The organism is Shouchella xiaoxiensis, from assembly GCF_016907895.1.
Lineage (GTDB): Bacteria > Bacillota > Bacilli > Bacillales > Bacillaceae_D > Shouchella > Shouchella xiaoxiensis.
The window spans coordinates 1-21,772 of sequence record NZ_JAFBCV010000002.1 but is presented as its reverse complement, the minus strand read 5'-3'; the positions used below and the strand labels follow the sequence as shown (position 1 = coordinate 21,772).

Annotated in this window: 22 protein-coding genes and 2 pseudogenes; 9 read left to right on the top strand and 15 right to left on the bottom strand. The window is 40.0% G+C overall.

Annotation, left to right across the window (positions count from 1 at the left end):
• Positions 1 to 71: 71 nt before the first annotated feature.
• Positions 72 to 1,715, top strand: a complete 1,644-nt coding sequence (locus JOC54_RS03480) for a BCCT family transporter (RefSeq protein ID WP_204464503.1) — start codon at positions 72 to 74, stop codon at positions 1,713 to 1,715.
• 129 nt (positions 1,716 to 1,844) lie between these two features.
• Positions 1,845 to 2,240, top strand: a complete 396-nt coding sequence (locus JOC54_RS03475; RefSeq protein ID WP_204464502.1) for a hypothetical protein — start codon at positions 1,845 to 1,847, stop codon at positions 2,238 to 2,240.
• Between the two features lie 44 nt (positions 2,241 to 2,284).
• Here the strand turns inward: JOC54_RS03475 and lpdA are convergent, their stop codons facing one another.
• The 5 genes from lpdA to JOC54_RS03450 form a co-directional block, all read right to left on the bottom strand.
• Positions 2,285 to 3,691, bottom strand: a complete 1,407-nt coding sequence (lpdA, locus tag JOC54_RS03470; RefSeq protein WP_204464501.1) for a dihydrolipoyl dehydrogenase — start codon at positions 3,689 to 3,691, stop codon at positions 2,285 to 2,287.
• 3 nt (positions 3,692 to 3,694) lie between these two features.
• Positions 3,695 to 4,984 carry a dihydrolipoamide acetyltransferase family protein gene (locus JOC54_RS03465; RefSeq protein WP_204464498.1) on the bottom strand — a complete coding sequence of 430 codons (1,290 nt, stop codon included), beginning with the start codon at positions 4,982 to 4,984 and terminating at the stop codon, positions 3,695 to 3,697.
• Positions 4,985 to 5,089: 105 nt separating this feature from the next.
• Positions 5,090 to 6,067 (bottom strand): alpha-ketoacid dehydrogenase subunit beta, encoded by a 978-nt coding sequence (locus JOC54_RS03460; protein WP_035421103.1) that lies wholly within the window; start codon positions 6,065 to 6,067, stop codon positions 5,090 to 5,092.
• A 3-nt stretch (positions 6,068 to 6,070) separates the two neighbouring features.
• On the bottom strand, positions 6,071 to 7,183 hold the full coding sequence (gene pdhA / locus JOC54_RS03455; protein WP_054792372.1) for a pyruvate dehydrogenase (acetyl-transferring) E1 component subunit alpha: 1,113 nt from the start codon (positions 7,181 to 7,183) through the stop codon (positions 6,071 to 6,073).
• A 354-nt stretch (positions 7,184 to 7,537) separates the two neighbouring features.
• A complete protein-coding gene (locus JOC54_RS03450) occupies positions 7,538 to 8,191 on the bottom strand; it encodes a YkyA family protein (RefSeq protein WP_204464496.1) in 654 nt (217 codons plus the stop codon).
• 283 nt (positions 8,192 to 8,474) lie between these two features.
• Between JOC54_RS03450 and JOC54_RS23490 the strand changes: the two are divergent.
• From JOC54_RS23490 to rnjA, 4 genes and pseudogenes are all read left to right on the top strand, one after another.
• A pseudogene (locus JOC54_RS23490) lies at positions 8,475 to 8,546 on the top strand (YjcZ family sporulation protein); the annotation flags it as partial.
• Between the two features lie 182 nt (positions 8,547 to 8,728).
• Entirely contained in the window at positions 8,729 to 9,280 is a 552-nt protein-coding gene (gene def, locus JOC54_RS03440) for a peptide deformylase (protein ID WP_204464494.1), read from the top strand.
• Positions 9,281 to 9,572: 292 nt separating this feature from the next.
• A complete protein-coding gene (locus tag JOC54_RS03435; RefSeq protein ID WP_035421107.1) occupies positions 9,573 to 9,782 on the top strand; it encodes a DNA-dependent RNA polymerase subunit epsilon in 210 nt (69 codons plus the stop codon).
• Positions 9,783 to 11,450 carry a ribonuclease J1 gene (gene rnjA, locus JOC54_RS03430; RefSeq protein ID WP_204464492.1) on the top strand — a complete coding sequence of 556 codons (1,668 nt, stop codon included), beginning with the start codon at positions 9,783 to 9,785 and terminating at the stop codon, positions 11,448 to 11,450.
• Between the two features lie 27 nt (positions 11,451 to 11,477).
• Here rnjA and JOC54_RS03425 read toward each other — a convergent pair whose 3' ends face one another.
• Entirely contained in the window at positions 11,478 to 11,936 is a 459-nt protein-coding gene (locus JOC54_RS03425) for a redoxin domain-containing protein (RefSeq protein WP_035421109.1), read from the bottom strand.
• Between the two features lie 72 nt (positions 11,937 to 12,008).
• Positions 12,009 to 12,554, bottom strand: a complete 546-nt coding sequence (locus JOC54_RS03420; protein ID WP_035421110.1) for a peroxiredoxin — start codon at positions 12,552 to 12,554, stop codon at positions 12,009 to 12,011.
• A gap of 207 nt (positions 12,555 to 12,761) precedes the next feature.
• Between JOC54_RS03420 and JOC54_RS03415 the strand changes: the two genes are divergently transcribed.
• Entirely contained in the window at positions 12,762 to 13,550 is a 789-nt protein-coding gene (locus JOC54_RS03415) for a mechanosensitive ion channel family protein (RefSeq protein WP_204464490.1), read from the top strand.
• A 40-nt stretch (positions 13,551 to 13,590) separates the two neighbouring features.
• Here JOC54_RS03415 and JOC54_RS03410 read toward each other — a convergent pair whose 3' ends face one another.
• The 8 genes from JOC54_RS03410 to JOC54_RS03375 all read right to left on the bottom strand — a co-directional run bounded on the left by JOC54_RS03410 (position 13,591) and on the right by JOC54_RS03375 (position 20,549).
• Positions 13,591 to 13,842 (bottom strand): YkuS family protein, encoded by a 252-nt coding sequence (locus JOC54_RS03410; protein WP_204464489.1) that lies wholly within the window; start codon positions 13,840 to 13,842, stop codon positions 13,591 to 13,593.
• Positions 13,843 to 13,913: 71 nt separating this feature from the next.
• A complete protein-coding gene (locus JOC54_RS03405) occupies positions 13,914 to 15,038 on the bottom strand; it encodes an N-acetyldiaminopimelate deacetylase (RefSeq protein WP_204464488.1) in 1,125 nt (374 codons plus the stop codon).
• Positions 15,031 to 16,242 (bottom strand): aspartate aminotransferase family protein, encoded by a 1,212-nt coding sequence (locus tag JOC54_RS03400; RefSeq protein WP_204464487.1) that lies wholly within the window; start codon positions 16,240 to 16,242, stop codon positions 15,031 to 15,033. Before JOC54_RS03400 ends, JOC54_RS03405 begins: the two co-directional genes overlap by 8 nt.
• Positions 16,243 to 16,298: 56 nt before the next feature.
• A complete protein-coding gene (gene dapD, locus JOC54_RS03395) occupies positions 16,299 to 17,021 on the bottom strand; it encodes a 2,3,4,5-tetrahydropyridine-2,6-dicarboxylate N-acetyltransferase (protein ID WP_204464485.1) in 723 nt (240 codons plus the stop codon).
• Between the two features lie 63 nt (positions 17,022 to 17,084).
• Complete coding sequence (locus JOC54_RS03390) at positions 17,085 to 17,981, bottom strand: AEC family transporter (protein WP_204464483.1); 897 nt, start codon at positions 17,979 to 17,981, stop codon at positions 17,085 to 17,087.
• A gap of 42 nt (positions 17,982 to 18,023) precedes the next feature.
• The gene (locus tag JOC54_RS03385; RefSeq protein WP_204464480.1) at positions 18,024 to 19,040 is read right to left on the bottom strand and encodes an HD-GYP domain-containing protein; all 1,017 of its coding nucleotides are present in this window, start codon (positions 19,038 to 19,040) and stop codon (positions 18,024 to 18,026) included.
• A 155-nt stretch (positions 19,041 to 19,195) separates the two neighbouring features.
• On the bottom strand, positions 19,196 to 20,296 hold the full coding sequence (locus JOC54_RS03380) for a mechanosensitive ion channel family protein (protein ID WP_054792354.1): 1,101 nt from the start codon (positions 20,294 to 20,296) through the stop codon (positions 19,196 to 19,198).
• A gap of 61 nt (positions 20,297 to 20,357) precedes the next feature.
• Positions 20,358 to 20,549: a hypothetical protein gene (locus tag JOC54_RS03375; RefSeq protein WP_204464470.1), complete on the bottom strand. Its 192-nt coding sequence runs from the start codon at positions 20,547 to 20,549 to the stop codon at positions 20,358 to 20,360.
• A gap of 197 nt (positions 20,550 to 20,746) precedes the next feature.
• Here JOC54_RS03375 and JOC54_RS03370 point away from each other — a divergent pair, with 197 nt between their 5' ends.
• Together JOC54_RS03370 and JOC54_RS03365 are read left to right on the top strand one after the other, a co-directional pair.
• On the top strand, positions 20,747 to 21,313 hold the full coding sequence (locus tag JOC54_RS03370; protein ID WP_204464468.1) for a copper resistance CopC family protein: 567 nt from the start codon (positions 20,747 to 20,749) through the stop codon (positions 21,311 to 21,313).
• Between the two features lie 91 nt (positions 21,314 to 21,404).
• Positions 21,405 to 21,772: pseudogene (locus JOC54_RS03365) on the top strand (HTH domain-containing protein); the annotation flags it as partial.

The window sequence follows — 21,772 nt, the reverse complement described above, 5'->3', positions numbered from 1 at the left end:
TTTGGAACTAATTCATAAGATATGTTATTCTTTTTATTTCTATAGTCTAATTTGAAAGGTTGAGAAACGCTATGAAGCATACAACTTCAGTGTTCTACATTTCCGTGGCCGTCGCCATGGCTTTTATTCTTTGGGGAGTCATCTTTCCAGAAAATATGCTTTCTATTACGGAAAACATTCAAGGGTTTATTTCCACAGAGTTAGGTTGGTTCTACCTGCTCTCTGCTACATTTTACGTTGCGGTAGCAGTGTACTTAATTGTTAGTCCTTACGGAAGTATTCGATTAGGTAAACCAGATGAGAAACCAGAGTATAGTTATTTAACTTGGTTTGCTTTTCTCTTTACTGCTGGAATGGGAATAGGCCTTGTTTTTTGGGGTTCTGCCGAGCCTCTGTCCCACTACTTTACTCCAGCAAACGCTGAACCTGGAACACAACAGGCTGCAGCAGAAGCAATTCGTTATTCAATTTTTCATTGGGCCATTCACCCATGGGCGATCTACGCCGTTGTTGCATTAACTCTTGCCTATTTTCAATATCGAAAAGACGAACCAGCATTGTTTAGCTCCACGTTCCGTCCTTTAATTGGCCACCGAGTAACTGGACCAATTGGAAAAGCAATTGATGTTTTTGTTGTTTTTGCTACTATCTTTGGAACTGCAACATCACTAGGATTTGGCGCAGCTCAAATATCTGCAGGTATTATTTATTTATTCCCTTCCCTAGAGGCGATAAATGATAATGTCTTCCGTATTGTTGTCATTGCAATTGTCACCATTTTATTCTCGATTTCTGCAACAACAGGAATTGACAGGGGGATTCGAATCTTAAGTAACCTTAATGTTCGACTCGCTATTATTCTTATGGCTTTTGTATTATTACTCGGACCTACTAGTTACATAATGGGCGTGTTTACACAGGGAATAGGTAGTTATGCTCAAAATTTCTTTGGAATGAGCTTTAGTATGGATGTGTACAACCCTGATTCCTCTTGGGTTCAAGATTGGACACTATTCTACTGGGCTTGGTGGATTTCTTGGGCACCTTTTGTAGGAGCATTTATTGCTCGCGTTTCCAGAGGACGTACAATTCGTGAGTTTATTTTAGGTGTTATTGCCTTACCTTCATTGTTTGGTGCATTTTGGTTTAGTGTTTTTGGTGGCTCAAGTATTTTCTTTGAAAATGAAACGGGTGGATTGTACTCTCAGATGCAAGAAGGCGGCACAGAAATGGCTTTGTTTGCCTTACTTGAGCAATTCCCGTTAACATTCTTTATCTCACTAGTCACTGTCTTGTTGATTGCTTCATTCTTTATTACGTCAGCAGATTCTGCAACAGTAGTATTAGGAATGCAAACTACCGGCGGAATGCTCAACCCACCAAGTGCCGTTAAGTTAATTTGGGGTATATTGATTGCCGGTACAGCTGGAGTCTTACTTGTAACAAGCGAAGAAGGGTTAGACGCTCTCCAAACAGCATCCATTATTGGAGCCTTTCCTTTTGCTATCATCATTATTATGATGATCATCTCCTTATTTAAAGAACTTCGAGGTGAAAAAGCAATCTTAAGCGTAAATCGTGAACGCTTAAGACAAGAGCGTCTAGCATTACGAAATGAACGAGAAAGAGTACGACGTGAACAACAGTTACTAAAAAAAGAACGTCGTAAGCTGCAACAAAAAAATGACGAGAATAACGAGAACAAAAACGATTAATATAAAAAAACAAGGAAGTCAGCTGACTTCCTTGTTTTTTTATATTAAAGACTTGTTTGTGGCTCCTGCAATTAGGGTACTAAAACCATGATTGTTAATTAATCTTAAATTTTCCTTAAGGAGATGTGTATGGTGCAAAAAAAGGTCATTTTTTTGATTGCTTCTGTTCTTTGCATAAGTTTGTGGCTCAATGGTTGCACATACCTTTCCTCTGCATTATCCTCTCCTAAGCTTCATTCTGAGGAAGCAGACACATCTGTCACCTTACTTTTCTCTGACCCTAATGAATTAAAGAACGAAAAAACTTACTACGATGCCCTTTATGCTGTACAAAATAAACATGGTCACACAATAACAGAACTAATTATCTCAGAATCAACGAATCGTCAAGCAATCGAGTATTACTCGATTGAGACGTTTCCAACTATGGTAATTTATCAAGGAGAGGAAGAGTTGATACGTTTTTCAGGAGAACAAGAACAAGCTTTTCTTCAAACTCAATTAGAAGCTTTTTTTGGTAACTAAAAAGCCGCTTAATGAAGAGCTTCATTAAGCGGCTTTTTTAATTGTTACATTGTGTGAATTGGTGTGCCTAACGCAACTTCTGCTGCTTCCATTGTGATTTCTCCAAGAGAAGGGTGAGCATGAATCGTTAGAGCGATATCCTCTGCCGTCATGCCAGCTTCAATTGCAAGTCCAACTTCAGCAATCATATCAGAAGCGTTAGGACCAGCGATTTGAGCCCCAATCACTAAACCATCTTCTTTACGAGTGATGAGCTTCATAAAGCCATCAGAATCGTTTAAAGATAATGCGCGACCATTAGCTGCAAACGGGAATTTAGATGCTTTCACATCATATCCTGCGTCTTTTGCTTCTTTATCAGTATATCCCACTGTAGCAAGTTCTGGTTCTGAGAAACACACAGCAGGAATAGCCAAGTAATCAACAACCGATGCTTCTCCACTAATTGCCTCAGCCGCCACTTTTGCTTCATATGAAGCTTTGTGAGCAAGCGCTGGACCAGCAACGATATCACCAATTGCATAAATGTTCTTAACGCTTGTACGACATTGGTTATCAACATTGATCAATCCACGATCGGTCATGTCCAAACCAATTCCTTCAAGACCTAGTTCATCGGTATTTGGAGCACGTCCTACAGTAACTAACACGTAATCAGCTTCAATTACTTGCTCTTCACCTTTTACTTCAGCAGTGACTTTAACGCCTTTATCTGTTTCTTCAACGCCTTTAGCCATTGCTTCTGTATGGAACGTTACGCCATTCTTTTTAAGCTTTTTCTCAACAAGTTTCGCCATTTGTTTTTCGAAACCAGGCAAGATTTGCTTTGAACCTTCAAGAACCGTTACTTCTGTGCCTAAATTAGCATAAGCACCTGTAAGTTCGATTCCGATGTAACCTCCGCCAATAACAACCATTTTCTTAGGTACTTCTTTTAAAGCAAGTGCTCCTGTAGAATTGATTACGCGATCCGTGTACTTAAAGCTAGGTAATTCAATTGGACGAGATCCTGTTGCAATAATGCAGTTTTTAAACTTGTATGTGCTAGAGCTCTTTTCATCCATAATTTTAACAGAGTCTTCACCAGAGAAATAAGCTTCACCGCGAATGATCTCCACTTTATTTCCTTTTAGTAGACCTTCAACACCACCAGTTAATTTCTTAACGACAGATCCTTTCCATTCTTGAACCTTGTCAAAATCAACCGTAACGTTTTCAGCCATAATACCAATATCATCAGATGTTTTTGCTAAATGAGCACGGTGCCCTGCTTGAATAAGTGCTTTAGAAGGAATACACCCAACATTTAAACATACTCCACCAAGACTATTTTTTTCAACAATCGTTACTTTTTGGCCTAGTTGCGCCGCGCGAATTGCTGCAACGTATCCCCCTGGACCAGAACCAATTACGAGCGTATCTACTTCTTGTGCGAAATCTCCAACAACCATTTCTTACCCCTCCATTAATAATAATTGTGGGTCATTAAGCAATCGCTTAATTTGGTTAAGCGCGCTTTGTGCTGTTACACCATCAATCAAACGGTGATCATAACTGATTGATAATGAAAGCATCGTGCCCACAACAATCTCACCATTTTTTACAACTGGCTTATCTTCAATGCGACCAATTCCTAGGATCATGACTTCAGGATGATTAATAACTGGTGTAAACCATTGTCCACTAGCCGATCCCAAATTGGAAATTGTAGCTGATCCACCTTGCATTTCCGCAGCAGACAATTTACCATCGCGAGCTTTTCCAGCTAACTCATTAATTTCGTCAGCTAATTGGAAGATTGATTTGCGGTCTGCATCTTTTACAACAGGAACGACTAAACCTTGCTCTGTATCCGCAGCAATTCCGATGTTAAAGTATTTTTTGTAGACGATTTCGCCCGCTTCATCATCAATGGATGCATTTAGTGCAGGATACTTACGAATAGCTGAAGTTAAAGCTTTCACAACATAAGGAAGATACGTTAGCTTTGTTCCTTGATCAGCAGCTGTTTGCTTGTACTGTTTACGATGTGCAACAAGTGCTGTTACATCAATTTCATCTAAATGTGTAACGTGAGGTGCCGTTTGCTTCGATTTAACCATTGCCTTGGCAATCGCTTTACGAATTCCTTTAAGCGGTACACGTTCTTCAAGCTGCTCATTTGAAGCAGACGGTGCTGATGCCGCTGGTTTTGAACTTGTTTTTTCTTCGCTCTCCGTTTTCTCAGATGAAGAATCTTCTACTTGTCCACCTGAAGCATAAGCATCAATATCTTCTTTTAATACACGTCCGTTTTTACCTGAACCACTCACTTTTGAAATTGTTACACCTTGCTCACGCGCATATTTACGTACAGATGGCATAGCAATAATTCGTGAATCATCGCTATCAGAGCTGTCTTCAGACGCTTCAGCTTTAGCTTTTTCATCAGAAGAATCTTCTTTCTTGTCTTCTTTTGATGCTTTTTCTTCTTTAGCTGGTGCCTCTTCTTCCGCTTCATCAGCAGATCCATCATCAATCACGAGGATTACATCGCCAACATAGCTTGTTGTTCCTTCATCTACTTTCACTTCAAGAACTTTTCCATCTACTGGTGATGGGAGTTCAACAACAGATTTGTCGTTTTGAACTTCAAGAAGAATGTCATCTTCCTTCACTTCATCTCCTGCTTTAACAAACCACTTAACAATTTCGCCTTCGTGAATTCCTTCTCCCACTTCCGGCAGTTTATACTTATAAGCCATGGCGTAAGCGCCTCCTTCATTATAACTCGAAATCGTGCTCTATAAAAGAAAGAACGATACTAGTTCATAAAACTAGCTTCGTTGCTTTCTTTATGTTTTCTTTATTTAAAAGTTAACTACTTCTTTTGCTTTCTCTACAATAATCGTTGGGTTTGGTAACCAAGCATCTTCAACAGCTGCAAATGGGTAAATTGTATCTGGTGAAGTGATGCGTAACACAGGAGCTTCTAAAGATAGAATCGCTCTCTCTGTAATTTCTGCAACGATTTGAGATGCAATACCTGCTTGTTTTTGCGCTTCTTGAACAACAATTGCTCGGTTTGTTTTTTCAACAGAAGCAATAACTGTCTCTACATCAAATGGGCTTACTGTCATCAAATCGATTACTTCTGCTTCAATTCCTTCTTCCGCAAGCTCTTCAGCTGCTTTCATAGAAGCTTGAACCATTGCACCGTATGCAATAATTGTAATGTCTTTACCTTCGCGCTTGATGTCTGCTTTTCCAAGCTCAATCGTATACTCGTCTTCAGGAACTTCTTGACGGAACGAGCGGTACAATTTCATATGCTCAAGAAACACAACAGGGTCATTATCGCGAATAGCCGAGATAAGAAGACCTTTTGCATCGTAAGGGTTTGACGGGATAACAACTTTAAGACCAGGTGTTTGCGCCATTAGTCCCTCTAAAGAATCAGCGTGCATCTCAGGTGTTTTTACGCCACCACCAAATGGTGAACGAACCGTAACCGGCATCGTTTGTTTATTACCTGAGCGAAAACGCCAGCGTGACATTTGTCCAGCGATTGAATCGAAAACTTCGAATACAAATCCAAAGAATTGAATTTCCATAACGGGTCTATGGCCTGTTAGAGCAAGTCCAATTGCAAGTCCGCCTATTCCTGATTCAGCAAGAGGGGTATCAAATACACGATCTTCACCGAATTCTTTTTGTAAGCCTTCTGTTACACGGAATACGCCGCCATTATTTCCAACGTCTTCTCCGAACACAAGAACATCTTCATTTTTGTTAAGCTCATTACGCATGGCATCCGTAATCGCTTGTGCCATTGTCCAATTACCCATAGGTTACTTCGACTCCTTTGCCGTATACTCTTCCAACTGTTCACGAATGTTCACAGGCGGATTTTCAAACATAAATCCAAGAAGGTCTGTTACGTTTTGTTTCGGTGTCTGATCTGCATCTTTAATCGCTTGTTTGATATCTTCTTTAGCTTGTTCTACTACTTCGTTTTCTTTTTCCTCTGTCCAAAGGTCCTTACCTTCAAGGAATTTACGGAAACGAATAAGTGGATCTTTTTTCGCCCATTCGTCATCTTCATCAGACGTACGGTAACGTGTTGGATCGTCACCAGCCATTGTGTGAGCACCATAACGATAGGTTAATGTTTCAATTAACGTTGGGCCTTCACCAGCTAGCGCACGCTTACGCGCATCTTGCGTAACTTTATAAACAGCTAAAACGTCCATTCCATCAACTTGGATCCCTTCAATACCAGCAGCAACCGCTTTTTGTGCAATTGTTTTAGCAGCAGATTGTTTTTCAACTGGTACAGAAATCGCGAAACGGTTGTTTTGAACGATGAATACTGCAGGAGCATTGTACGCACCAGCAAAGTTAATTCCTTCATAGAAGTCACCTTGCGACGCACCGCCATCACCTGTGTAAGTGATTGCAATATTGTCTTTCTTTTTACGTTTTAATCCTAAAGCAACACCTGTTGTTTGGATGATTTGTGCCCCAATAATAATTTGAGGTACAACTAAATTTAAGCCATCAGGAAACTGACTACCTGCAAAATGACCACGTGACCATAAGAAAGCTTGATGAAGCGGGAGACCGTGGAACACCATTTGCGGAATATCCCGGTATCCTGGAAGAATCCAGTCTTCCTTGTCTAAAGCATAGTGTGAGCCTAACTGCGAAGCTTCTTGCCCAGCTGTTGGGGCATAGAAACCAAGACGTCCTTGACGATTCAAGGAAATCGCACGCTGATCCCAAATGCGTGTGTACACCATCCGGCGCATTAATTCTTGTAGTTGATCATCGCTTAAATCAGGCATTTCTGCTTCATTAACGATTTCACCTTCCTCATTTAAAATCTGGAAGGTCTCAAATTGTTCTTCAATTTGCTTGAGAGTTTCAGTTTTCGTACTCAATTTGTTCACCAATCCTTTCATAATAAAAAAGCGGTATGTGTTTTCTTGCTCGTATAAACAACGTAAATCAAACGCAGTTTTAGCATGCCCAAACCCTAAGGATACATAACCGCTCTAAGGGGTTATTAAACCAGACCACATATTACGATTATGAAAACGTTTATCTGTTACAAAAAAACCATTTAGCTAGTAGTACAACCCACCTTTGATTGTAAGTCTACATGATCTATAACATGAACGTCAATCCTTTTGCTTACTTAATAGATGTGTTAATTGTTTACAATGAATAAAACGAAGAAAATTGAAACTGTGTTATAGAATATGCCATGTTTTAACTAATACAGATGAAACAGACTCATAAAAAAAGAAGAGCGCTTATTCAAAGCGCACTTCTAAGTCTGAAGCCTCATAAAAGGCTTCTTTTGCATCGTTGTATGCATCGGTGTATTCATTAAATTGATTTGTTGCTTCGTCTCTTTCTTGATACACGCCATTCGTTTCTTCAATATGAGCTGTTAGCGTATCCACATCAAGCTCTTCATCTTTTAACATATCGTATAATTGTTGATCCAGATCTAATGAACGCTCATATACAGTATAAAGTGCTTGATAACTTTCATAACGATTATCCATCGCTTCTTGCATTTCATTCGCACGGTTTGTAAGCTCTTCTTCTTCTAACTCTTCAAAGTTTGAAACAGCTTTTTCAAATTCACTGTACCCATCTTCAATGCTTTCTTTCTCACTAGCGATTAACTCTCTTCTTTCTTCAACCGAGGCAAGCGCTTCATCAGATAAGCTAACGATTTCATCAAAGGAGTCCATATCAAGCTCAACGATTTGTTGATACAGTTCTGCTTCTTTTTCTTCTGCATCAATTAATGGTTGTTGTTGCTCATTAAAACCCTCATTTTCTATTTCAGCTGCTTCTTCCAAATGGTCATAGATCGTTTCAGTAGCTGTTTGACCACATGCAGTAAGTAATAAAGTGGAACATGCGAAAACAGTCAGTAAAGATTTTTTCGACAAAAACTTCTCCTCCTTCGAGTTTTTTCAACTCGTTTATATCTAATATCACAATATCGGACATGGGGATGTTTGGCAAGTATGTTCTTTCAATATTTTTGAAAAAAATGGGCATATATCCAAACATTCATCGCCCACTTGCATAGGATAGGTATTGAGTCGCCTAACTAAGCGATAATTAAAGGAGGAATTCAAGATGGGTTACGGTCCTGGATATGGATATAATTACGGGTATGATCAGTGTTGCGAACCTTACGGATATGGCAATACTTGTGGGAATGGTGGAGGAAAAGGATTCGCGTTAATCGTCGTTCTTTTCATTCTTCTTATCATTGTAGGTGCTTCTTGGTTTGGCGGGGCTGAAGAAGGTCCTGATTGCGGACCAGGTCCTGGACCAGGCCCAGGCGGTCCTGGTCACAAGAAATAAACCGGTATAATTAATAAAGGAAGAGCACATTAATAATTGTGCTCTTTTTTTGCTCTTGCGCAAAGGTTTGATAATCCTTACACTATTAAAAGATAGAACAAGGAGTGATACATATGATTACAATGGATCAGATTGTCCGAGAGGGACATCCCGTGTTACGACAAGTTGCCCAACCCGTTAACTTACCTTTAACTGTTGAAGATAAAAACACATTACAATCCATGCTTGAATTCCTAAAAAATAGTCAAGACCCAGATATTGCAGAAAAGTATGACTTACGCCCTGGAGTCGGACTCGCTGCTCCACAAATTGGCGTAGCAAAACGCTTATTTGCCGTTCATACAACGGACGAGAACGGCAAAGAATATAGCCTTGGTATTGCAAACCCAAAAGTCGTAAGTCATTCGGTTGAACAAAACGAATTGGAAAATGGAGAAGGTTGCCTATCCGTAGATCGGGAAATTGAGGGCGTTGTACCTCGCCACTCCCGCTTAACGGTAAAAGGATTCGACCAGAATGGCGATCCAATCACATTGCGACTACGTGGCTATATAGCTATTGTGTTCCAGCATGAGCTAGATCATTTAGATGGCATTATGTTTTATGATCGAATAGAAGGACTAAGCGATGCACAGAAACGACCACTTCCAGGTTTTGCGCTGTAAATGCCAGATTCTCCCTCGTTTTCTTCGTTTATTTTCGTGCACACTAATGAATAAGAACAGAACGAGAGGAGTCTTATTGTGTTAAAGAAATGGCGTGAGAAGTTAGTGAAAGGTTGTCGTAATTTATTGCCAAAGTCCATGTTACTCGATGTTTAAACTTCCGTAGCTTGGAAAAACTGAAGAGCCAACCTCTATGTCTGCATGGGGTTGGCTCTTATCTATTAAAAAACATGAAATTATAACTGTTTTCCTTTATAATAGAAAAACAACCGTTTAAAAGGAGAGGTCTACAATGATTTTTAAAGTATTTTATCAAGAGGATTTTACACAAGCACCAGTTCGAGAGCGAACATCATCTATGTACATAGAAGCGACAAGCGAGAGTGACGTGCGCTCAAAACTTGCTACAGAAAACTTTAATATTGAATTTATTACACCAGTTACGGGCGCTTATTTGGGTTATGAAGAAGCTCGCGAGGATTATAAGGTTGTGAGTCGCTAAATGAAACAAGTAAAAAACAATCAAACAGCTGTTTTCGCCCTCGGCGGAATGGGCGAAATTGGAAAAAACACATACGGCGTTCAATTCCAAGATGAAATTATCTTAATCGATGCTGGTATTATGTTCCCAGAAGACGAGTTATTAGGAATCGACTATGTTATCCCTGATTACACTTATCTCGTTAAAAATAAAGATAAAATTAAAGGCTTGTTTATTACCCACGGCCACGAAGATCATATTGGCGGTATTCCTTATTTGTTGCGTCAATTAAATATCGACGTCTACGGTGGGAAACTTGCTTTAGGCTTATTAAAGGGCAAGTTAGAAGAACACGGATTGCTTAAATCAGCAAAATTGCATCCCATTAGCGAAGATCAAGTGATTAAGTTTACAAAAACATCCATCTCTTTCTTTCGCACAACACACAGCATCCCAGATTCATACGGCATTGTTGTAAAAACACCGCCTGGCAACATTGTGCATACAGGTGATTTTAAATTCGACTTTACTCCAGTCGGTGAACCAGCTAACTTAACCAAAATGGCGAAGATTGGCGAAGAAGGTGTTCTCTGTCTTTTATCAGACAGCACAAATAGTGAAATTCCTGCTTTTACGATGTCGGAAAGAAAAGTCGGGGACAGCATTAATAATGTGTTTCAAAAAGTGGACGGTCGTATTATCTTTGCAACGTTTGCTTCTAACATTCACCGACTACAACAAGTGATTGAAGCAGCTGTCGCTCATGATCGAAAAGTCTGTGTGTTTGGTCGAAGTATGGAATCGGCTATTACGATTGGTCAAGAGCTTGGCTATATTTCCGCACCTAAACAAACGTTCGTTGAGCATTCTCAATTAAATAAGCTACCTGATAATAAAGTAACCATTTTATGTACTGGAAGCCAAGGCGAACCAATGGCCGCACTCTCTAGAATTGCATTCGGTACTCACCGTCAAATACAAATTATTCCTGGAGATACCGTTGTGTTCTCTTCATCACCAATTCCAGGAAACACGCTATCTGTCGGAAAAATTATTAATCAGCTGTATCGTGTTGGCGCAAACGTCATTCATGGACCACTAAGTGATATTCATACATCTGGACATGGCGGACAAGAGGAGCAGAAATTAATGCTTCGTTTGATGAAACCACAATATTTCCTGCCAATTCACGGGGAATACCGTATGCTAAGAATGCACAATAAACTCGCTCAAGATTGTGGTGTTAAAGAAGAAAACTGCTTTATTATGGACAATGGTGACGTTCTTGCACTACATCCAAACGAGGCAAGTGTTGTAAGCAAGATTCCTTCTGGATCAGTCTATGTAGATGGAAATGGCATTGGCGATATCGGTAACATCGTTTTACGTGACCGTCGTATTCTATCAGAAGAAGGCTTGGTTATCATTGTTGTTAGTTTAAATATGAAAGAGTTTAAAGTAACTGCTGGTCCTGATATTATTTCTAGAGGTTTTGTATACATGAGAGAATCAGGTGATTTAATTCACGAAGCGCAAAAGCTCCTTGCTAAGCATTTAAACGAAGTAATGGATCGAAAAACAAATCAATGGTCCGAAATTAAAAACGAAATGACTGATTTACTTGGACCATTTTTGTATGAACGAACAAAAAGAAAACCGATGATTTTACCTATCATTATGGAAGTATAAAAAATAAGACGCTGATAAGTCAGCGTCTTATTTTTCTTCTTTTATCCCAAGTACACGATTCACACGCTTTGTCAGCATTTTCATGCCGCCTCCACCCGCTTGAAAGTGGCGAAGCTGTCCTTCTGCGTCAAACACATAATACGCTGGAACATACTCATTTTCAAATGCATCTGTCAATTTATGCTCATTGTCAACAAAAATCGGTTGATTAATATCATGCTCAGCTGCTACTTGTTTAATTTCTTCAAGATCTAGATCTTTCTCAGAACGTGGCATATGCACAGCAATAACATTTAATTGTTCCTTATACTGATCACGAAACTCATTTACATTAGGCATTGCTTCCTTGCAAAGACCACAGCTAATGGACCAAAAGTGTATAAGCGTTGGTTTGTCTCCGAGTAAATCTTCTTTCGTTACTTGACCATTTAACCATTCTGTTGCTCCCGTTAATTCCGGCAGCTGTGAGCGTAGTTTTAAAGCCATCTTTTAATCCTCCTAAATCGTTAACAACAAAGGTCTAACACTATGGCTAGACCTTTGCTGATTTATTATCATTTATAGAGTAGCTTGTCCAGGCTTCCAGTTCGCCGGGCAAAGTCCACCTGTTTGAAGAGCTTGCAATACGCGAAGTGTTTCGTCAACATCGCGACCAATGTTGTTGTGGTTAACAACTGAATACATAAGCTCGCCTTCTGGGCTAATAATAAATAGACCACGAAGCGCAACACCTTCGTCTTCAATTAAAACACCGTATTCACGAGATACAGCGTGGTTCGTATCAGCCGCTAGCGAATAAGCAAGTTCACCAAGGCCATTATCGTCTCTAGACGTATTAATCCATGCTTTATGCGTGTGAACCGTATCAGTTGAAACGCCAATCACTTCTGCATCTAAGTCCTCAAACTCATCAAAGCGGTCACTCATTGAAGTAATTTCCGTTGGACATACGAATGTAAAATCCATTGGATAAAAGAACAATACCGTCCACTTATCGTTTTTCATGTTTTCTTCAAGGCTTACTTTAGCGAATTCTTTGTTTGGTAAAACAGCATCCATTTCAAATCGTGGTGCTTGTTTCCCTACCATACGTTTATCTGTCATCTCTCTCTATTCCTCCTTCAAAAATCCATACAGTGAATATTATAAAGGCTGATTTTTTTTGAGTCAATATTAATTAAGAATGAATGTAATTTACGTATATTCCCCCTATTCAAAATAATAATTAGTACCACAATCACTTTTTCTTTGAGATTTTCCTTCGTTTATGCTACTCTCATATTTGCTACTTAACTGATTGGAGGACTTACATTGATCCCACTAATTGAAGAATGGTTCAACCATCCACTCATTCAAACGGCTTGGCAAATTCTATTCGCCATCCTTATTTATTTTATTGTCAGAGCGATTGGACGAAAATTAATATCAAAAGCATTTCAGAAACCACGTGCAAAAGAATCGTCGGTTGCCCGTGTACAAACGCTAGAAAAATTGCTCCTTAATGTCTTTTCATATGTCTTGTTTTTTATCATCGCGTTTAATATTTTAGAATCCCTTGGCTTCCATTTAGGACCGTTACTTGCTGCCGCTGGTGTGGTTGGACTGGCGATTGGATTTGGCGCACAAGGGCTCGTAAGTGACGTTGTTACAGGCTTCTTCCTAATACTCGAGCGCCAGCTTGAAGTTGGAGACTATGTAAGTGCCGGTAGTGTAAACGGCATTGTCGAGGAACTTGGCTTCCGAACAACACAGATTCGTGCCTTTGACGGGACGCTACATTACATTCCAAACCGTAACATTACTAATGTAGACAACCATTCTCGGGGCAATATGCGTGCTTTAGTGGACTTAACAATACCTGCTAATGACAAGAATACAGAAGAAACCATTGCGATGGTTCATGAAGCACTCGAAACGTTCACTCATCCGGCTTTAATAAGCAACCCAGAAGTAGTCGGTGTCCTATCTGACGATTTATCCACGACCGTCATACGCGTTATTGCAAAAACGGAAAACATGCAACAATGGGCCGTTGAGCGTGACATTCGTAAAGCGATTCGCATGCATCATGAAACAGCCTCAAAAACGACTGAAGACTAAAAAACCTGCGGCGAATTTTGCATTCGCCGCAGGTTTTTCACTATCCTTGGTGGTTGCTTAATGATTGTTCAACACGTTCGCCAATTTCCTGAGCGGTTAATCCATCTGCGGAAATAATGCTCATATCACCTTGAGGGCTCACGCCAGCCACTTCTGGATCGCGACCAGAAACAACACAGCAATCACACCCTTGTGCATCTTCTTCATTTGAAACTTGAACAACATCATGTCCCATTGTCTGAAGCTCTTGTTCTACGTCTGATAAGCCTGTTTGCACACCAACTCTTGCCATGATGAAAACCTCCTTTAACGTTAGATCTAGTATGTCTAACATCAGAAATACTATTCACCAAAACAAACGTGTTATGGATTCTTTGAAAGAAGAAATTCCGTCATAAAGTTTACTGCGATAGAAATGGCGCCTTCTTGCGGATTAAGCTGAGGATGATGCAGTCCATATGCACTGTCCACACCGAGCCAGAACATCACTCCAGGTATTTCTTTTTGGAAATAACCAAAATCTTCACCCGTCATGGCTACCTCTGCATCAACAAAGCTAACGTGTTCGCTTGCTAGACTATAAGCTTTCAGCTCCTCCGTTAATCGTTGATCATTGTTTACTTCACAATAATTAGAGCCATAATCTATCGTTGCATCACAAGCAAAACCTGTTTCAATTCCTTTTACAAGAGCCTCAATTCGCTGTTTTACAAGCGCCATTGACTCGACTGACAAGGTTCGAATGGTGCCTTCTATCCGCGCATTTTCAGCAATTACATTTTGTTTAGTCCCACCAGTTATTACGCCGATCGTTACAACAGCTGAATCAAGTGGATTAATGTTGCGTGCAACAAGTGTCTGAAGCTGTGTAACGAGGTGAGCTGCTGAAACAACCATATCATTTGCTGTATGAGGATAGGCTGCGTGCCCTCCTTTCCCTTTTAAATCGATAAAGAGCTCTGACGTATTAGCAAATAGCAATCCTGGTTTTGTCGCGATGGTGCCAACTGGCAGATTAGGATCAATGTGCAGCGCGTAAATTTCATCCGGGTACCAATCACCGAGCGCCTTCTCAACTAAAATAGGTTCCGCCCCACCTGGTCCTTCTTCAGCTGGTTGAAAAATAAACAAAAGAGTACAACTCGGTTGCACTTCGCTGAAAGCTGCTAAAATCCCTAACGCAATCGTCATATGAAGATCATGTCCACAGGCATGCATCTTACCTGAGTGATTTGATCCGAACGGTAAATTCGTAGCTTCCACTAGCGGTAACCCATCCATATCTGAACGATAGGCCACCGTATAGTCTGATTTCCCCTTTACTCGCACAAACACGCCTGTTTTCCAGGTGCGAACTTCAATGAACTGTTGATTCATTTCTGCAATTGTTTCAAGTACGAGCCGCTGCGTTTTCACTTCTTCAAAGCCGAGTTCTGGTATCTGATGAAACTGTCTTCTTAATTGAACTAATTTGTCTTCATTAAACATTATCAAGCTCCTGCCTCATTTCTGCTAATACAGCATGAAATGTATGAACAAATTGCTCTGCTTCCTGTAATGATAGCGTCAGAGGTGGCAAGAGACGAATAATTGTTTGTTGCGTAACGTCCACTAAGATTCCCCGTTCAATCATTTTCGCCTGAATGGTTTTTGTTTCAGCTCCATTCAGCTTAGTCGGCAGTCCGATCATCATCCCTTTCCCTCGGAAACCATCCAGTAGATCAGGATAGCCCTCTTGTAGCGCTTGTAAAGATGAATGAAGAAAAGCAGCCACCTGATTACTTTGCTCTAGCACTCCTTTTTCTAATATCGAAAAAACGGTTAATCCGAGGGCGCTACTTAAAGGAGATGGAGCAAAGGTTGTCCCGTGATCACCTGGAGAAAATAGATTGTTTAACTCTGGCTTAACGACAAGCCCACCAAGTGGTAATCCCCCACCAACGCCTTTCGCAAATAGAACAATATCAGGGTCAACCGTTGTGTGCATATAAGCAAACCATTTACCTGTCCTGCCCATACCTGTTTGAATTTCATCCATACAAAAAAGCATATTATTTGCACGGCATAAATCAGCCGCTTGTTCAATAAATGCTTGACTTAATGGCACGACACCACCGGAACCTAAGACCGGCTCCATCAAGAGCGCTGCTGGCTCAAAAGTCTCAACAATTTGCTTAAGTTCACTTATGTTTTCCGCTTCCACTTCATAAACGGGTAAATTATGTAGAGGAAAATCTTGATATACGCCTTTTTGCCGTGTTAATTTAATCGCGCCTAATGTTCTACCATGAAAGCTTTGTTTTAAGACAACAATCCCTTTTTTCTTATTCCCATGAGCCTTGCTCCACTTATGTATAAGTTTAATTGTGGCTTCTGTCGCTTCAGCACCGGAATTCACAAAAAAGACTTTGCCTTTTGTTGTATAGGCACTTATTTTTTCAGCTAGTTCCACAGCAGGCTTGTTCACATACAAGTTAGAGATATGCAAAAATTTCTGACCTTGTTCGGTTAGTGTCGAAACAATATCTGGATGGGAATGCCCAACCACATTAACAGCCAAACCGGTTATTAGATCTAAATACTCTCGATTATCTTCATCGATTAAATAACTGCCCTTTCCTTCTTTTATAACAATCGGTAAGCGTCCATACGTCGACATAATCGCCCGTTGATCTCTCTCTAGCCAATTCATTTCTCTCACTCTCCCTTTACGAAAACAGCTTTGCCAATTGGCAAAGCTGTTTTTATTTATTGATCTTCGTTTAAACGACGAAGCTCCAGTTTAATTTCTGTTTTCCCTTTTGTTTTCTCATCAATTTCTTTAATGACTCTTGCAGGCGTTCCCGCTACAACGGTGTTAGCAGGGACATCTTCCGTTACGATTGCACCAGCAGCTACTACCGCACCTTCACCAACTTTAACTCCTTCAAGTATAACAGCATTCGCCCCAACAACAACACCATCTTCAATGATAACAGGCGATGCAGAAGGTGGTTCGATGACTCCTGCAAGAACTGACCCTGCACCAATGTGGCAATTCTTTCCTACCGTTGCCCGTCCACCGAGCACTGCGTTCATATCAATCATCGTACCTTCACCAACAACTGCACCGATGTTAATACTTGCTCCCATCATTATGACAGCACCTTTGCCAATTTCAACTTGATCACGAATAATCGCGCCAGGTTCAATACGTGCTTCTATGTTCTTCATATCAAGCAATGGAATGGCTGAGTAACGGCGGTCGTTTTCAACCACATAATCTTTTATTGATGCTTCGTTTTGTTCTAATACAGGCTGGATATCATTCCAGTCTCCAAAAACAACACCTGTTGAACCCGTAATAAACGTTTGAACAGCTTCACCAAATGATACGTTTTCAAGCTCACCTTTTATATGTACCTTAACGGGTGTTTTCTTTTCTGCTTGGGAAATAAATTGAATAATTTCGTTTGCATCCATCATTTTCATGTCTGTATCCTCCTTCTATTTCTGTTCATTATAATAAAGTGTCACAGGCAAAAATGCAATGAACTAGCCTAAAATCCAAATAATAAACGTAATTGAACCTAAGCTAAATAAAGTCGTCATTAGCGTAATTGTCGAGACAAGCCTTGGCTCAGCATCAAATTTTACAGCATACATCACAATTGTCGCGGCGCTTGGCATTGCTGCCGAGACGATTAAGACGTTCCGTAATAGATCATCTACAGGGAGAAAAAGTAAGATTAGATACGCAAGAATTGGTGATAGAATCATCCGGATAACTAGCGCAACACTAATACGCTCCCATTGAAACCCTTTCCACTGGATCATTGCCAACTGCATTCCTAAAATTAGCATGACTGTAGGGATCGCAGCTTCAGCGATCATGTCAATCGTTAAAAAAAGATTACTCGGTACAGGTATATCAAACACGTTAAACAACAGAGCAATCACTGTTGCATATGTAGCAGGCATTTTAAATACGGCAAGGATTGCACCAGATACAGGTGCCTTGCCTTTCGCTGCGTAGTAGACGCCAAACACATTCATAATGATTGACTGAAGCACCATAAACGAAACTGCTAATTCAAATGCTAATTGTCCATAGGCAAATAATATGATTGGCGTACCGTAATTCCCTACGTTCATAAATGCAGTTGATAAAATTAGACCACTCTCTTCGTTTACTCGTATCTTTCTTAATTTTGTATACACTTTCGTTAAATAGATTAATGCAAACATCAGCAGTAGGGCAAAGACCACCATGTATAAATAGTCAGAGTCAAGTGGAGAAAGATAAAACGTTCGAAACACTAAGCATGGCGTCATAATATAAATCGCGATACTTGAAATTGAACGAATGTCGAGCATTAATGCACGCTGGACAACAAACCCAGCTGTAAAGACGAGAAAAACAGGTAAAACAACTTGATAAAATATAGTCATTGTATCCCCCCACCAAAAAAAGAAAACGAACATGTCGTTCGTTTACGATGCAAAGTCTGTAATAAAAATCGTATGATTCATAGCTAAATCAATCGTTTCAACTGCAATGTCTTTAAAATTACCACTGGAATGCAGTACACGCACAATCGGCCTTTGTGGCAATCCGAAATTTTGTGAGGCAACAATCCCATGGTTGCCATTTGACAGAATCACCTGACTTCCGGTTGGGTAAAGCGCTATGCAATGCACAAACTCATTCATAAAGAGAAGGTTAAACCGCTTTGTTGTAAAAGCGAGCATGAACTCAAACGCATCAGCAGGCTTCATAAGTGCCTTTCCATTACGACGATGTGTCAGTCGGTCAAATACATTGGCGATCGCTACAATCTGAGCATAGGCATGGATCGAAGTCTCATCAAGTTTTCTCGGGTAGCCCGTTGCCGATATATTCTCATGATGCGTTAACGCAACTAATGCAACAACATGATCAATTTCTTCTTTTTCTTTTAAATAATTGTAGCCCCGCCATGTATGATCAAACCCTAATGGCACTTGCTGTTCATTATACGAATCAGGTAAAACTTTTCCGATATCGTGAAGCAAAGCTGCCGTAACTAAGACTTCTAGCTTTTGATCAGAGTAACCTTGACGAATCCCAATCATTGTCGAGATTAAGCCAACCATTAACGAATGCGCATAGAGACTATCATCTTCATTTCGTAAATACGACAACATCTCTTGTGTTTTAGCTGCTTCAATCACTTTTGTAATCGTATCAATAACGTGATCTTGCCATGTTGTGTTCTCGTTTTGGAAAAAACGTAGTGATTCATCAAGAAATGAGCGAGCGTAATGCTCTATTGTGTTAGAAGTAAATGACTCTTCGTCCGATGAAGGCATATCAAGCGGTAGAGCTTCTATCCCAAATTTCCGTAAACGCATCAAACGGTTTTCTGTTAAAGAAGCACCTTTACTAAGTAAAACTTGACCATCCATTGAAAAAATTTCTTTTCCCAGTGCAGTACCTGGTATGACTTCCTCAATGTTTACGTACTTCATGCCCTTCTCCTGTACTCCACGAACAGGCCTCCCATCAAAATGCAATACTTACCGAATCTTCCCATGATTATCGCTTTCATTATAGCCGACCAAACCAGAATATGAAAGAGAATGTGAAAAAAACCTTGCAAAATGATTCATGCAAGGTTTTACAATCAATTTTCAGCTTTTTCTAAGCGTGCTTGTTCATGCTCATGATGATCAACCAAAAGAATTGGTTTTAAGACAGAAACTCCTTCGCTTGAAAGAATGTCCAAGATCTCATAATTAATTTCTTCTTTTACATCATGCCATTCTGACCAGGCAACTGTCTTCGTAAAATAATAGATAAAAATATTATAACTTGACTCTCCAAACTCATCAAAGAAAATCATTACGGTATCCGTTACGACACCCGAGTGACTCATAATCAACTTTCGAATTTCTTTAACAGAATGCTCCAGCTCTGCTCGCGTAGTTTCTTGTCCAACACCAATTGAATAGTTTACACGTCTCATATTCATTTCAGACCAGTTCGTAATCGCTTCATTTGACAGTGTTTTATTTGGAACAACCACAATCGCATCTTCGAATGTGCGGATTTTTGTACTTCTAAACGTGATGTCTTCAACCGTTCCTTCAACTGATGCAGAAGAAATCCAGTCCCCTTTTTTAAACGGTTTTTCCGTAATAATAACGATACCACCGAAGAAGTTTGCGACGGTCTCTTGAGCCGCTAAAGCAAAAGCTAATCCGCCAAGACCAAGTCCAGCAATAAACCCGTTTACGTCAACTCCAAAGCTTGATAAAACCGTTACAAAGGTTAATGCCACTACCACGATTCGCAGTATATTCGAGATAAACGGCAGCAACATATGGTCATCGCTTAATTGTAGCTTTTCTTTCGTAAAGGCCATGAAAGTACCGTGTGTGGAGACATAATTGTACAGACCCCATCCACCAAGAACTATCAAACTTCCCATAAATAAATTGCCTAAAATGACACTCTCCGCTATTTGGACTCCATACACTGACAGAGCAACACGTGCACCAATAACGACAAAAAGAGCCCTTAATGGTTTTTCATAAGATAATAAAAGCTGAGTTAATAGCGTGACCCGAGCCTTTCGTGACAGTAGAAGCACAATTTTAAATAAATAGGTCGTAAAGATTTTGCGGAATACAAGAAAAACAACAAAAATCGCTATTGAGATGAGCAAGTCCATCCATGGAAATTCTGTAAAATAGGTCACAATTGTGTCCCATAAAGTGTTCATAACAAACCCTCACTTACCTGTTGAAGAATGATTATAGTTTAGCATGAACGGTCAATAGGTGCTATTGTAAAAGCAACCGTATAAAACGCCCCATTTTTGAAGAAGCAATAATTCCATCATAGAGCGGATGAACGAGCTCCCTACTAAATTCCGCTTCAAGAGGAAGTAAACCCGTCTTATTCCGTTGCCGCTCAAGCAGAGCTAGTCCTATCATCAAGGCAAAAAAGACGAGAGACCAAAAAGTTTTTTTCATTCACAGACATCTCCTAATTTACATGTTTAACTTATAGCTTGTACGTTAAAGATGTTGTTATGCCATATTTTCATCCATAATAGAATGATGCAAAAAAAGGCAATCAAATTTGGCTATTTTGTAAACAAAAAGCCAGTTCATAGTCAGCTCACATTTTCTTGTTACACTGTAATTGAATTTAATTTGGAGGGATAAACTTGAGAAAAAAAATTAGCCTATTAATGATTTTGTCGATCGCATTACTTGTTCCACAACAAGTATTTGCCCACTCACACTACGAAGCTTCAACACCAGGTGAGAATGAGGTTGTCAATGAACCGGTTAATGAAGTGACCGTAACATTCGACGGAGGCATCGCAGCTGGTGATATGACCATTACCAACGAAGAGACAAATGAAGAAGCATCTATTTCTTCAATTGAAGTTGAAGCGACTTCTATCCTTGCTATTCTTGAGGATGAGCTTGAAAATGGCTCTTATCTTGTAGAATGGGAAAACATCGGCGATGATACCCACGTCATCGAAGGAAGCTTTACATTTGAAGTAAACGCTCCTGAAGAGGTAACACCAGAAGATGAACAAGCTGCTGAAGAAGACGCTGCAAATAATGCTGAAAATGAAATGACTGAGGATGAGCAAGGTGATACGGCTTCTGAAACTGAAGAAACAGAGTCCGGCTCCGCCGTCCTCTGGATCTCCCTTGGCTTAGTCGCCTTATTTATAATAGGCCTTATCGCGTTCGCTGTATCACGTCGAAAAAAATAAATGATGAAAAGAAGGAGAGACGTGCCTCGTAAAATGTACCCTATAAAGTAGACACGAAAAAAAGTCTACCTATAGGGTACTTTTTTGTATAATGACAAGTAGACAATATAGTAGAAATTGGGGAAGCCATCATGAGTAAGAAAACATTCACGGAAAAAGAAATCAATCACTTATCCATTAACCCATATGTGAAAACTGTAAGTTCCAAGGGAATTACCTATACAAATGAATTTAAAAGCTGCTTTATCGCTGAAAAGAAAAAAGGGAAGTTCTCCAGACAGATCTTTGAAGAGGCAGGGTTTGATGTAAACATAATTGGTATGACACGTATTCATGCCGCAAGTAAGAGATGGAGCGAAGCTTATAAAAAGAATGGAGTGATGGGACTAACTGATACAAGGAAAGGCCATTCCGGGAGACCTAGAGAACGAGAGGTATCTCTTGAGGAAAAAAATGCTC